We start from the raw sequence: 13,511 nt of genomic DNA, 5'->3' as shown, positions 1-13,511 counted from the left end.
GTCCTCCCCTCCGGCCCCGGTGCTGGAGCCTTGGAAGCTCATGCCTTGGGGCGCCCGGTCTTCAGGGATGGAACCGCCTGGAGCGCCGTTCTCAGCGCGGTGTCGGGCATGCCAGCCAGCGCCTTGAGCCCGGCGCGCAGCAGTTCACTTTTCTTGACCGGTTGCCCCAAACTGGCCAGGCGCTCCTTCAGCGCCTCAATGGCCGCGTACTCGTCCTTGGGGAAGGTGAAGCTGTCGCGTACGAGTTTCGGCTTACGGGCCTTGGCCTCCTTGTCGGCCGCGGCTGGCTGCGCAGTCAACTGGACTGCTGGCGGTTTTGCCTTGGTGGGGGTCTGGGCTTTGGGTGCCGATTTGCTGGCGGCGGACTTCGCACGAGGCGCCGCTTTGGGGGCGCCGCCAGCGACCTTCGCAGCGGCGTTGCGCTTGCTCACAATATCCTTGGCAGCGGACGCGGACGCTGTCGCTTTGGCTGGCAGGGGGGTGGGTGTAGTCACCGAGTTCGATTTGGCCATGTCACTCCTTTTGAACTATATAAACTGTTTATACAGTTTAATGCGTGTGCTCAGCCCACGTCAACCGCCAGTTCCCACGGGGTCTTTTGCCAGGCCGCAACTTCTTCGCGCAGCAGATGTGCTGACTGGGGATACGCAGAGGCCCAGCCGGGGCGCGCTTCGAGCCGAAAGCCCATCCCATCGCGCTGCAGGGTCATCCCCTTGGTGTCAGGCGCGCGGCGTGCATGGCACAGCGCTACCGCTACACGCAGACACAGCAGCTGCAGTGCAAAGACGGGGTCGCTCAGATCGGCGTCGAGCTTGCGTACTTTCCCGCGTTGCCCCAGAACCAGAACCCCAAGCCGGTGCAGTTCGGGTACCGCAAATCCTGCCGCATCGGTGTTATCCAGAATGTAGGCGCCGTGCCGGTGGTAATCGCTGTGGGATATCCGGCAGCCAATTTCATGCAGCCGTGCGGCCCACTGCAGTTTGAGCGCCGCGCGTGCGTTGTTGGGACCGCGGGCTTGGTCAAACAGGGACACTGCCGTAACAGCCACCCGTTCGGCATGTTCGATATCTACCCCGAACCGCTCCATTAGCCCCTGTACCGTAGAAGATCTAAGGTCCGAACCCGGCTGCTCGCGGTCCAGCAAGTCGTAGAGAGCACCCTGGCGCAGCGCCCCCTGCGCGACTTGCATTTCGTCAATATCGAGCAGATCAAAGACGGCCCGTAGAACACTAATACCGCCGCCAATCACTGCCTTGCGGTCTTCTTTGAGCCCATCCATGCGCAGCCGGTCAGCCGAACCGGCGCGCAATAATCGTTCATGCAGCCAGTCAATTCCTTCTCGGGAAATCACCCCGGGCGACTGTCCTGCTGTTGTCAAGATGTCTCCGACGGCTCCCGCAGTGCCCGAGGAACCATAGGCGACGTCCCACGTCCCAGGGTGGAAGGTCTCCACTGCTTCATCCAGCACCGCCTTTGCCGCGATCTCTGCCGCAGCGAATGCGCCTGCGGTGAATTCGCCTTGGGGAAAGTATCGCTGCGACCACGCAACGCTGCCCACGCGAAACGACGCTACCGCCTGGGGTGTGAACTGCTGGCCCACGATCAACTCGGTGGAGCGCCCCCCGATGTCGACCACCAGGCGTCGCTCGTCGGACTGCGGTAGGAGGCGGGCTACGCCCTGATAGATGAGGCGAGCTTCTTCCAGGCCGGAGATCACGTCGATCGGGTAGCCCAGCACTCGGCTGCCCTGGGACAGGAACTCCTCGCGGTTGCGTGCCTCGCGAAGCGTCTGTGTTGCCACGGCGCGCACCTGCGTGCGAGGAAAGCCAGCCAGCCGTTCGCCAAAACGGGCCAGACAGGCCCAGCCCCGCTCCATGGCTTCTTGGGTGAGGTTGCGATTTTCGTCCAGGCCGCCGCCCTGGCGCACGGCTTCCTTGAGGTATTCCACGCGCTGGATATGACCGAATTCGTACTGTCCGATTTCAAGGCGGAAGCTGTTGGAGCCCAGGTCGACTGCGGCGAGGCGTGTGCCGTTTTGCATGAGGGTATGTTGCGGAGATGTTTTGCAGCATCGTACCGTGGAGGACAAGCGCGATCTGATAGATTTTGGGATGCGTTACGGCGGGCCGAGTATGTGCAAATTTCATTAAGTTTCTGTGACGATGCCGTGAATGGCGACGGCCGGGACATTGGCGGCTGCGATTGATGTCACTGAAATGTCACGAATGTCCCATAAAGTTCAGCGTCGTTAAGCAAACCGTCGTCAAAGGTAAATCATGAAACGCAAATTCCTCAAAACCGTCGCTGTTATCCTGGCCACCGTGGTTGCTGGCGGTGCTTTCGCCGCCGACATCACGGGTGCCGGCGCTACTTTTCCCTTCCCCATGTACGCCAAGTGGGCAGAAGCCTACAAAAAGGAAACCGGCACGGGTCTCAACTATCAGTCGATCGGCTCGTCGGGGGGTATTCGCCAGATCCGTGCCAAGACAGTGGCCTTTGGCGCTACCGATGCGCCTCTTTCAGGTGCAGACCTCGACAAGGACGGTATGGTCCAGTTCCCGGCCATCATCGGTGGCACAGTGCCCGTGATCAACATCGACGGATTCAAGCCTGGCGAGCTGCGTGTGAACGGGACGGTTCTGGCAGAGATCTTTCTGGGCAAGATCAGCAAGTGGAACGACCCGAAGCTGGCGGCCCTGAATCCAGGCAAGAATTTGCCCGACCAGAACATCACCGTGGTGCATCGCGCTGATGGCTCCGGCACGACATTCAACTGGACCGACTACCTGGCTGCCGTCAGCAAGGAATGGGCCGACACGGTCGGCAAGGGTGCGGCAGTCAAGTGGCCTGCGTCTTCTTCGGTGGGCGGCAAGGGTAACGAAGGCGTGGCGGCTAATGTGACCCGGGTCAAGGGTGCAATCGGCTATGTCGAATATGCCTACGTCAAAAAGAACAACATGAACTTCCTGCAGCTGCAAAACGCCGATGGCAAGTATGTCAGCCCAGATGACACAACATTTGCCGCTGCCGCAGCCAGTGCCGACTGGTTCAGCGTGCCAGGCATGGGCATCTCGATGGTGAACGCCAAGGGCGCCAACAGCTGGCCCGTGAGTACGGCGTCGTTCATCCTGATGTACAAGGATCCCGCCGACAAGGCGCAGTCTGCCGAAGTGCTGAAGTTCTTTGACTGGGCCTTCAAGAACGGCAAGGCCATGGCCGCCGAACTGGACTATGTGCCGCTGCCAGACGTCCTGACTGCCGAAATCCGCTCCAAAGTCTGGTCCCAGATTAAGAAGTAAGGCAATGGCCCCAAAATGTACCCTTCGGCCGGAGTGCGGCTGAAGGGTGCTGGTGTGTGGGGCTGTCCAAACGCCAGATGGGAGTCAACATGAGCATGGGAACCGCCATGAGTGCGCAATCTGCGCCTGTCCGCACGACAGATGCACCGACCAAAAGCATGGTGTCTATTGCACGGCGGCAGCGCATGCAAGACATCTTCTTCCATAGGGTGACGCAATTACTTTCGCTACTCGTGCTGGGAGCACTGCTGGCGATCATCGTGTCGTTGTTTGTCTATGCCTGGCCTGCATTCCAGAAGTTCGGTATCCAGTTCATCTGGCGGGCGGAGTGGGACATCATCAACGAGGAGTTTGGCGCCGCCATCGCCATCGTGGGCACGCTGGCAAGTGCAGGCATTGCCTTGGTCATTGCGGTTCCGATTGCGTTTGGCATCGCGCTTTTCCTGACGGAAACCTGCCCTGTGTGGTTACGCAGGCCGCTTGGTACGGCGGTGGAACTGCTGGCTGCGGTACCGTCGATCATCTACGGCATGTTTGGACTATTCGTCTTTGCGCCGTTGTTTGCTGACTACTTCCAGATGCCCGTGCAAAAACTGCTCGGATCGATGCCCCTCGTGGGATTTCTGTTCGGCGGCAGTACCAACGGTTTCGGAATCCTAGCGGCCGGGATCGTACTTGCGTTCATGGTATTGCCCTTTGTGGCGGCCGTCATGCGTGACGTTTTTGAAATCGTTCCTCCCATCCTGCGCGAGTCCGCTTATGGCCTTGGATGCACAACGTGGGAAGTCGTTCGCCGTGTCGTCCTGCCGTACACGCAAAAAGGTGTGATTGGCGGGATCATGCTGGGGCTGGGACGCGCGCTGGGTGAAACCATGGCGGTCACGTTTGTGATTGGCAACGCCAACCGTATGCCAACCTCTTTGTTCTCGCCGGGCACCTCGATCGCATCGACGCTTGCCAACGAATTCGGAGAGGCTGCGGACTTTCACCTGTCCACACTGTTCGCGCTAGGCTTCCTGCTGTTCGTGATTACCTTTTTGGTGCTCTCCGCTGCCAAGATCATGATGCTTCGCGCCGAGAAGGCCAAGGGTATTTGATCGAGGGCAGCGCCGCCTGCATGCTCACACCGAGCCACCTGCACATATCAAACAAGTCTGAGACGCTTCATGCAATTCAACCAAGAACTCTACAAAAAGCGCAGGCGTTCGAATGCTATCGGCTTGACGATGTCGCTGGGCGCGATGGCGCTCGGCCTGTTTGTGCTGCTCTGGATTCTCAGCGTACTGCTGACTAATGGTGTCGCGGCGCTGGATTGGAACATGTTCACGCAGTCCACGCCTGCACCCGGTTCGGAGGGGGGGGGTCTGGCAAATGCCATTGTGGGCAGCCTGATGATCGTGGGGTTCACCGTGTTGGTTTCCACGCCCATTGGCGTACTGGCAGGGGTGTATCTCGCTGAGTATGGTGACCGCAGCCGCACGGCTGAGCTGACGCGCTTCGTAACGGACATCATGCTCTCGGCTCCATCCATCGTGCTGGGGCTCTTCGTTTATGCGGTAGCGGTCGCGACGGTGGGAAATTTCTCTGGCTGGGCTGGCAGCCTTGCGCTCTCCCTCATCGCCGTGCCGGTGGTCGTGCGTACGACCGAAAACATGCTTCGCCTTGTACCCGGCAGCCTGCGAGAGGCAGCCTTTGCGTTAGGCGCACCGCGCTGGAAGGTGTCCACCATGGTCACGCTTCGTGCCGCTCGCAGCGGCGTGATGACGGGGTTGCTGTTGGCCGTGGCCCGCATCAGCGGCGAGACGGCACCGCTTTTGTTTACGGCGCTCAATAACCAGTTCTTTAGTACCAACATGGGAGCGCCCATGGCCAATCTACCGGTGGTGATCTTTCAGTTTGCGCTCAGCCCTTACGAAAACTGGGTTCGTCTGGCGTGGGGCGGTGCGCTGCTCATCACGCTGTCGGTGTTGGTGCTGAATATTGTGGCGCGGGTGTTCCTGCGCGAAAAGAATCGCACCTGATGCTGGCCACTCAAAAATTCTGCTGATCTGACATATTGCTTCCAGGACGTGACCATGAACTCCACTGCAACCGATACCGCCGGCAAGAATGCGCTGGAGCTGCGCAACCTGAGTTTTTTCTACGGAAAGTTTCAAGGCTTGCGAAATGTGAGCCTGAACATCGCCGAGCACAAGGTGACTGCCTTTATTGGCCCCTCGGGTTGCGGTAAATCCACGCTCTTGCGGACGCTCAATCGCATGTATAGCCTCTATCCTGGCCAGCGTGCGGAGGGCACGATCAATTTCTATGGGCAGGATATCCTTGATCCTAAGCAGGACATCAATCTGCTGCGCGCGCGCATCGGCATGGTGTTCCAGAAGCCGACACCGTTTCCCATGTCGATCTACGACAACATTGCCTTCGGCGTCAAACTGTACGAATCGCTCAGCAAGAGCGAGATGGACGACCGCGTCGAGTGGGCGCTTTCCAAGGCCGCGTTGTGGACTGAGGTCAAGGACAAACTCAGCCAGAGCGGCCTGTCACTGTCGGGCGGTCAGCAGCAGCGACTTTGTATCGCGCGCAGCGTGGCCGTCAAGCCTTCGGTGCTGCTCCTCGATGAGCCCACCTCGGCGCTCGACCCGCTGTCCACCGCAAAGATCGAAGAACTGATCGATGAACTCAAGCACGACTACACGATTGCCATCGTGACCCACAATATGCAGCAGGCTGCGCGCTGCAGCGACTACACCGCCTACATGTACCTGGGCGAGATGATCGAGTTTGGTGCGACCGAGCAGATCTTTTTCAAGCCCGAGCGCAAAGAGACCGAAGACTACATCACCGGCCGGTTCGGCTAAGGAGGCGCACGCCATGCCTGACAAACACCTTTCATCCCAGTTCGACAGCGAACTCAACAGCGTTTCCGCCCGTGTCATGGAGATGGGCGGACTCGTCGAGTCGGAAATACGCCAGGCCGTGTATGCGCTTTCGCATTTCAGCCTGGAAGCAGTGGAAACAGTTGCCGCAATAGAGACCCGTGTGAATGCGCTGGAGGTCGAGATTGACGGCGAGTTGTCGTCGATCATCGCCCGCCGCCAGCCCACAGCGCGTGACCTGCGCCTGCTGCTTGCTTTTTCCAAGGCGACTGCCAACCTCGAGCGCATGGGCGACGAGGCCAATAGGATGGCGCGTATGGTGCGCTCCATCATCGAGGGCGGTGCGCCACGTTCGCTGCCTTCAAGCGACCTGCGCGTAGCGGCTGAGCTGGCTTCCGGACTGCTGCGCAAGGCCCTTGATGCCTTGGCTCGCCTCGATGTGAAGATGGCTGTTTCAATCCTCAAGGAAGACGACCTCATCGATCAGGAGTTCGACGGTTTTGTGCGAAAGCTGGTCACGTTCATGATGGAGGACCCCCGCACCATCTCTCCCAGCCTGGACCTTCTTTTCCTGGCCAAGGCCATAGAGCGCATTGGCGATCATTCCAAGAACGTGGCGGAGCTGGTCATCTATCTTGTTAAGGGTAAAGACGTGCGCCACACGGCTCTCGACGAGATCGAGTCAATGGTTCTCTGAGGCGAAGGCTCCGGTAATGTTATGAGAAAGCTTCCCCGCGTCTTGATCGTTGAAGACGAACCCGCTATCGCTGAATTGATCGCTGTGAACCTCCGGCACAACGGGTTTCAGCCTTTCTGGGCTGAAGATGGCGAGTCGGCTCAGCGCGAGCTCGATACTGTGCTTCCGGATGTGATTCTGCTTGACTGGATGCTCCCAGGGCAAAGCGGCCTGAGCCTTGCCCGCAAGTGGCGTTCGGATAGCCGCACCAAGCCCATTCCCATCCTCATGTTGACAGCTCGCGGTGATGAGCCTGACAAGGTCGCGGGGCTGGATGCCGGAGCTGATGACTACATCACAAAACCGTTTTCCACCCAGGAGCTTCTGGCGCGCATCCGCGCTGTGTTGCGCCGCCGCGCCCCCGAGCAAGTCAGTGACAGCGTGACCATTGGCGATCTGGTACTGGATGCTGGAACCTACCGTGTGAGCTTTCAGAGTCAGCAGCTCAAGGTGGGGCCGACCGAGTTCAAACTACTGCATTTCCTGATGAAGCATGCCGAGCGCGTTCATAGTCGCTCGCAACTGCTCGACAAAGTATGGGGTGACCATGTGTTCATCGAGGAGCGCACCGTGGATGTGCACGTCAAGCGGCTGCGCGAAGCGCTGGGCGCGGCGTCGGTGATGATCGAGACCGTGCGCGGTGCGGGCTACCGGCTCACTGCACAGCCTCAGGTGCAGTTGCAGGCTTAGCGCTGGCTGCCTCGGCATCTGTCGCCCGTCGGGCGAAACCACGGTTTAACTCATAACTACAAGATGGGCGCATGGATGGCGACCCCGGGTCTCACAAGGCTTTGCAAACGGCATGCTCTGGCGACTTTCCTATTTTTTTCTGTGGCAACTGACCGGTGGGGCTCTGGGCTGGTGGCAGGGCGGCGCATGGGGCGCCGCGCTGGGCGCGGGCATCGCCGCTTGGGGGTGGTTCTTTTGGGATCTCTCCCGCGGCGCACGCGTTCTCGGCTGGTTGCGCACGGGGGACCCCGAGCAGACACCCGTGATGCGGGGTATCTGGGGAGATACTGCCGATCGCGTGCGGCGTCTGCTGCGGCGGCATGAGGTTCAGCTGCGCGACAGCGAGGGACGGCTACAGGAGTTCCTGGCCGCAATGCAGGCAACACCCAACGGCGTGGTTCTGCTGGACGCCCAAGGGCGGATCGAGTGGTGCAACCAAATCGCGGCACTCCATTTCGGATTCGACGTTCGGCGCGATGTAATGCAGTCCATTGGTAACCTTGTGCGGGAGCCTGCGTTCACGGCCTACTTTGCGGCAAAGCAATTCACGCGTGACGTGGTACTTGAAGGGCGCGCCAGTACATCTTCGCGGCCCGTACGCATTTCGGTGCATGTGCATCCCTATGGCGATGGGCGCAAACTGCTGTTATCGCGCGACGTCACGGCGCTGGAGCAGGCCGAAGCCATGCGCAGCGATTTTGTAGCCAATGTGTCGCACGAAATCCGCACACCGCTCACGGTGTTGGCTGGCTTTGTTGAAACGCTCCAGACGCTGTCGCTTTCCCAGGAAGAACAATCGCGCTATCTGGGCATGATGTCGCAGCAGGCGCAGCGGATGCAAAGCGTCGTGCAGGACCTGCTCACGCTGTCACGCCTTGAAGGGAGCCCACCGCCGGGCATGGGGGAATGGACGGCTGTGCACGCGCTGTTGCAACGCTGTGAGATGGAGGGTCGAGCTTTGTCTGCGCTGGTCACGCAGGGCCAGCAAAAGCCGCACCAGATCAGCTTTCCGGATCCGCAGCGGTTGATCGACGCAGGCGAGCTGGCCGGCTCTGCGGCCGAGCTGCAAAGTGCCCTGTCCAACCTGATCAGCAATGCAGTGCGATACACCCCAGCGGGGGGTAGCATTACCGTGGAATGGCTCCCGATGACCGATGGTGCCGCCATGTTCTTGGTGCGGGACACGGGACCCGGTATTGCTCCGGAGCATATCCCCAGGCTGACCGAGCGCTTTTACCGTGTGGACCGCAGCCGCTCGCGCGAAACCGGGGGCACTGGGCTCGGGCTGGCCATCGTCAAGCATGTGCTGCAACGCCACGGGGCCTCGCTTGAAATCACCAGCACGGTGGGAAAGGGTTCAGTGTTTGCAGTGAACTTTCCGGCCAGCCGCCTGCGCATCTCGGACAGCACAGGGTCGAGGCAGCCGGTGTCATCGGAGTGAACCCGTGATGGCTGGTTTGGCCACCGGGGCCACCTGACGGCTAGGTGGTGGACGGCTTGGGATGGTGAAACGCTAGGACATCAGCGCACCAGTTCAGCGCGGTGAAATACGAGCAGATGGTCGTTCTTGTCAGTGGGGCGGGGGATGGTCGCGATGGCGTCCCACAGCTCAGTATTGACGAGGCGTTCCGAGGCTGGCCATGATGCCATATCTGCAATGAGCCAGTTGCATTCGTCCCGAATCCCCGCGCGTTGCAGGGAAAGCTGTGCGTGGTACTGGAGCGCTGCCACCTGAGCGCGGGTCAGCCCTAGCGTCTGTACACAGCCTGGAGACTCGCCCAGCAAATCACGGACGGCGCGCATCTGTGGTGCATAGCTGCGCGCGTAGTCCAGCAGCGGAAGCCACAGGGTCATTAGCAGTAGCCAGCCAAGCACAGCACCACCAGCCGGTAGCACCAGGCTTTTCCAGATAGGTGCGCGACTGCGTGAGGCTCTCCACCACACGAGGGCGCACCAGCCCGCAGTGGCGACAAGAGCCGTCGCAAAAGCGAGCAGCGAAAACACCGGCTCAAATCCCGGTGCGAGCTTGACCACATTGGCGGCCGGCTTGGCTGGCACACCTGTTTGCATCGCGATCCATATGACCCAGATGGCCAGGGCTGACGCGGTGAAGAACACCAGCGTGAACCAGTCGACCAATGCAGCGACGCTGCGACTAAGGGTCGGGAGGGCAAATGCGGCCAACGCCGCCAGGGCTGGCAAGCCCAGCAACAGGGCACGATCGGATGGCCGTGTGGCAATCGTGGCCGCGATGGACACCGCTAAAAAACATAGCGGCAAAAGAAGAAAGCGATGGCCTGGGTGGGTTGCAATCTGTCGTCGCCAACGCCACAGCGTCCAGACTGCCAGTGGCCACGCGGGCCAGCCAAACCATAGGAAAAGCTTGGCCAGACTCTGCCATTCCTTGATATCGCCTTCCGTCACCACCAGGCGCCAGCGCCACAGGTTCAGGCCCCAGGCCAGGAAAGCCGCTACCAGCGCCACGCCGCAGATGGCCAGGGCCCAGGCCAGTCTACGTCGCTGCGGGTCTTGACCGTGTGCTGCAAGGGTGACCAGCATGCTGCCCAGCGCCAGCAAGGCAGCAACGGTGGGCCCTCCTGCCAGCGTTAGCCCGAGGCTCCCGGCAACCATCGCCAGGGCTGGTGCCACGGTCCGGTAAGGCATGGCCGCCACCGCAAAAAACATCAACGCCGTGCACGCTAGTTGCACCAGGTAGCTCGATATTTCGTGCGAGAGCTGCGCCAGCCCCAGGCAGGCCAGCAGCGCCAGCAGCGCCCCATCAGCGATAGCCCGTGCATAGTCGGTCGGTGTCGCTTCTCCGCCAAACGCAAACGCCACCGGCTGTGCGCCGGGGCTGCGCGCCAGGTAGTACACCCCATACCAGGTGGCGACCAGCGTGACAGCGAGTAACCCCACGAAGGGCAGTCGCGCAGCTATTTCAGGGCCCAGCCAGTTGGGGGCCGCCTGCAGTGCCCAGGCGCCCAGCCAGTAGGGCAAAAGACCATCGATTTCTGGGGGCATGCCGCCGAGGAGCGGGCTCAGCCACGCTGTCCGCCCGCCAGCAAGTTCGATCATGTAGCCAAACGCAGTGATGTCCGCGCTTTTCCATGGCTGGCGCCCTACGAACCCGGGCACCAGGTAGGCCAGGCACAGCAGTAACAAGGCCCAGCGCGGTAGCGGGCTGACGGCGCTTTGTGCAACGATGGCGGGCGAGGGATGATTCACGCGGGTCAGGGGCAGTGCAGGGCCAACGAGAATAAGGGTAAATGCGCTGGTGGGGCACAGTGCCATGCAGGCGCCGGGCTTGTTCCGGACGACGCCGTCGGGATGGCCGCACGAAAAAAAACAGCCCGGTCGCCCGGGCTGCATTTTTTTCGCGAGCGTAGCCGCAAATTACTTTGCAGCGGTCTTGCCGAAGCGATTGCGGAAGCGCTCCACGCGACCGCCCATATTGTCCACCGACTTCTGGGTGCCGGTGTAGAAGGGGTGCGACTCGGAAGAAGTATCCAGCTTGAACAGCGGGTATTCCTTGCCTTCGAACGATTCCATCTCCTTCGTATTCACGCACGAGCGGGTCACGAACTTGAAACCGTTGGAAAGGTCCACGAACAGAACTTCGCGGTAGTTGGGGTGAATGCCTTCTTTCATGATCAATCCTTGTCAATTGCGGGAGCCGTGCCGAACCCGGTGCAACCCTTGCACCGTGGAGCATCCAGCGTACTTTCCGCAGAAAAAGCTCTCTATTATTGCACAGACGGAAATTGCTTCTCGCCAATACTGCCAGAGCCTGGTCAGGCTGAGAAGTTTTGAATGGGCGCACCCAAAGGGCTACTCCTGGCGCGCTGCCGGTGTCCCTCTTCTCGAATCGCGTTGACATTCGAAACAGGGAGAAAGACGCGAAAGCGCCTGCGTGGGGGTCACCCTCCTCTTCGCATCATGTCGAAGAAGTCCACATTCGTCTTTGTTGCCTTCATGTTCTTGATCATGAGTTCCATCGACTCGATCTCGTCCATGTTGTACATGAACTGGCGCAGGATACGGGTCTTTTGCAGGATCTCCGGCGCCAGAAGCAGTTCCTCGCGTCGGGTGCCGCTCTTGTTGAGCTCGATGGCCGGGAACACGCGCTTTTCATACAGGCGGCGGTTCAGGTGAATTTCGCAGTTGCCTGTGCCCTTGAATTCTTCAAAGATCACTTCGTCCATGCGGCTGCCGGTATCGACCAGGGCCGTGGCAATGATGGTGAGCGAACCACCTTCTTCGACCTTGCGGGCTGCGCCAAAGAAGCGCTTGGGTCGCTGCAGTGCGGCGGCGTCCACACCACCGGACAGCACCTTGCCGCTTGATGGCACCACGTTGTTGTAGGCGCGGGCCAGCCGAGTGATGGAGTCCAGCAGGATCACCACGTCCTTCTTCAGTTCGACGAGGCGCTTGGCGCGTTCGATCACCATCTCGGCGACGTGCACGTGGCGGGCGGCGGGCTCGTCGAAGGTGGAGGCAATGATCTCGCCCTTGACCGTGCGCTGCATTTCCGTCACTTCTTCCGGGCGCTCGTCCACCAGCAGCACCATCAGGTGCACGTCGGGGTTGTTGGCTGTGATGGCGTGGGCGATGTGCTGCATCATCACCGTCTTGCCGCTCTTGGGCGGGGCGACGATCAGCGCGCGCTGGCCACGGCCGATGGGCGCGATGATGTCGATGATGCGGCCAGTGATGTTCTCTTCACTCTTGACGTCGCGCTCCAGGCGCATCTGCTCCTTGGGAAAGAGCGGTGTCAGGTTCTCGAACATCACCTTGTGCTTGTTCTGTTCCGGCGGACCGTCGTTGACTTTGTCAAGCTTGGTGAGGGCAAAGTAGCGTTCGCCATCCTTGGGCGTACGTACCTCGCCTTCGATCATGTCGCCGGTGTGCAGGTTGAAGCGCCGTACCTGGCTCGGGCTGATGTAGATGTCGTCCGTGCTGGCTGTGAAGCTGGTGTCCGGGCTGCGCAAAAAGCCAAAGCCGTCCGGGAGGATTTCCAGCACGCCGTCAGCAAACACTTGCTCGCCCGCTTTGGCTCGCTTCTTGATGATCGCAAACATCAGCTCCTGCTTGCGCATACGACCGGTGTTTTCGATTTCGAGTTCTTCAGCCTGCTTTAGGACTTCAGACACGTGCAGTGCCTTGAGTTCGTTTAAGTGCATGGGGTGACTCCTTGACGGAGCGGGTGTGAAACTTGGGGGGTGCGGCTGGTGCCAGAGGAACTGCTGCTTGCAGGACTGGCGCGCCTGGAGTCTCTGACCGGTTGCCAATGCGTGCAACCCGGCGATAAGGCCAATTATGACAGGAAAACAGCGGTGCTTACGGTGGCTTTGATCGCCGCCAACAGGGGCTGGTCGATCGGGTTGCGGACCCGAGAAAAACCATGCCCGCTGATAAAGTGCGGCCGCGTGGCCAGCGGCCTCAGGCCAGTTGTTGATCGATAAAGGCTGTGAGCTGGGCCTTGCTCATCGCGCCCACTTTCGTAGCGGACAGTTTGCCATCCTTGAACAGCATCAGCGTGGGGATACCGCGTATGCCGAACTTTGCGGGTACTTCTCGGTTCTCATCCACGTTCAACTTGGCGATTTGCAACTTGCCCTGGTAGGCGCCCGCCACTTCATCGAGGATCGGGGCGATCATCTTGCAAGGGCCACACCATTCAGCCCAGTAATCCACGAGGACCGGGGTACTGGCCTGGAGTACGTCGGCCTCAAAGCTTGCGTCGGAGAGATGTTTGATGAGTTCGCTGGCCATGGCGGGTTCCTTGTGTCTTTCCGGGCAGAAGGCTCTCGGAGTAGGTATAAAGTCTGGGCATTGTGACAGAAACCAACCCCACGTTCATCAATGTCGCCG

13 protein-coding genes are annotated in these 13,511 nt (G+C 60.3%); 7 read left to right on the top strand and 6 right to left on the bottom strand.

Annotated elements, in window-relative coordinates; translation table 11 throughout:
- Positions 1-38: 38 nt before the first annotated feature.
- Positions 39-512: a hypothetical protein gene (locus ACK543_RS09895; protein ID WP_409942682.1), complete on the bottom strand. Its 474-nt coding sequence runs from the start codon at positions 510-512 to the stop codon at positions 39-41.
- 50 nt (positions 513-562) lie between these two features.
- Positions 563-2,041, bottom strand: coding sequence for an exopolyphosphatase (locus tag ACK543_RS09890; RefSeq protein ID WP_409942681.1), 1,479 nt, complete (start codon positions 2,039-2,041; stop codon positions 563-565).
- 235 nt (positions 2,042-2,276) lie between these two features.
- Here ACK543_RS09890 and pstS point away from each other — a divergent pair, with 235 nt between their 5' ends.
- The 7 genes from pstS to phoR all read left to right on the top strand — a co-directional run bounded on the left by pstS (position 2,277) and on the right by phoR (position 9,081).
- On the top strand, positions 2,277-3,299 hold the full coding sequence (pstS, locus tag ACK543_RS09885) for a phosphate ABC transporter substrate-binding protein PstS (RefSeq protein WP_409942680.1): 1,023 nt from the start codon (positions 2,277-2,279) through the stop codon (positions 3,297-3,299).
- Between the two features lie 89 nt (positions 3,300-3,388).
- A complete protein-coding gene (gene pstC, locus ACK543_RS09880) occupies positions 3,389-4,396 on the top strand; it encodes a phosphate ABC transporter permease subunit PstC (protein ID WP_409942679.1) in 1,008 nt (335 codons plus the stop codon).
- A 69-nt stretch (positions 4,397-4,465) separates the two neighbouring features.
- Positions 4,466-5,320 carry a phosphate ABC transporter permease PstA gene (pstA, locus tag ACK543_RS09875; RefSeq protein WP_409942678.1) on the top strand — a complete coding sequence of 285 codons (855 nt, stop codon included), beginning with the start codon at positions 4,466-4,468 and terminating at the stop codon, positions 5,318-5,320.
- A 54-nt stretch (positions 5,321-5,374) separates the two neighbouring features.
- Complete coding sequence (gene pstB / locus ACK543_RS09870; protein ID WP_409942677.1) at positions 5,375-6,157, top strand: phosphate ABC transporter ATP-binding protein PstB; 783 nt, start codon at positions 5,375-5,377, stop codon at positions 6,155-6,157.
- 13 nt (positions 6,158-6,170) lie between these two features.
- Positions 6,171-6,872 (top strand): phosphate signaling complex protein PhoU, encoded by a 702-nt coding sequence (gene phoU / locus ACK543_RS09865; RefSeq protein ID WP_409942676.1) that lies wholly within the window; start codon positions 6,171-6,173, stop codon positions 6,870-6,872.
- Between the two features lie 21 nt (positions 6,873-6,893).
- Positions 6,894-7,601, top strand: a complete 708-nt coding sequence (phoB, locus tag ACK543_RS09860; RefSeq protein WP_409942675.1) for a phosphate regulon transcriptional regulator PhoB — start codon at positions 6,894-6,896, stop codon at positions 7,599-7,601.
- Positions 7,602-7,713: 112 nt separating this feature from the next.
- Complete coding sequence (phoR, locus tag ACK543_RS09855; RefSeq protein ID WP_409942674.1) at positions 7,714-9,081, top strand: phosphate regulon sensor histidine kinase PhoR; 1,368 nt, start codon at positions 7,714-7,716, stop codon at positions 9,079-9,081.
- An 80-nt stretch (positions 9,082-9,161) separates the two neighbouring features.
- Here phoR and ACK543_RS09850 read toward each other — a convergent pair whose 3' ends face one another.
- From ACK543_RS09850 to trxA, 4 genes are all read right to left on the bottom strand, one after another.
- On the bottom strand, positions 9,162-10,865 hold the full coding sequence (locus ACK543_RS09850; RefSeq protein ID WP_409942673.1) for a hypothetical protein: 1,704 nt from the start codon (positions 10,863-10,865) through the stop codon (positions 9,162-9,164).
- A gap of 168 nt (positions 10,866-11,033) precedes the next feature.
- A complete protein-coding gene (locus tag ACK543_RS09845) occupies positions 11,034-11,288 on the bottom strand; it encodes a type B 50S ribosomal protein L31 (protein WP_409942672.1) in 255 nt (84 codons plus the stop codon).
- 269 nt (positions 11,289-11,557) lie between these two features.
- Positions 11,558-12,820: a transcription termination factor Rho gene (rho, locus tag ACK543_RS09840; RefSeq protein ID WP_056067265.1), complete on the bottom strand. Its 1,263-nt coding sequence runs from the start codon at positions 12,818-12,820 to the stop codon at positions 11,558-11,560.
- A gap of 259 nt (positions 12,821-13,079) precedes the next feature.
- Positions 13,080-13,412: a thioredoxin TrxA gene (gene trxA / locus ACK543_RS09835; protein ID WP_409942671.1), complete on the bottom strand. Its 333-nt coding sequence runs from the start codon at positions 13,410-13,412 to the stop codon at positions 13,080-13,082.
- Positions 13,413-13,511 lie beyond the last annotated feature (99 nt).

Origin of the sequence: Acidovorax sp. (assembly GCF_046341535.1) — a bacterium.
Classification (GTDB): Bacteria; Pseudomonadota; Gammaproteobacteria; order Burkholderiales; family Burkholderiaceae_C; genus Acidovorax.
This window is presented reverse-complemented; position numbering and strand designations above follow the sequence as displayed.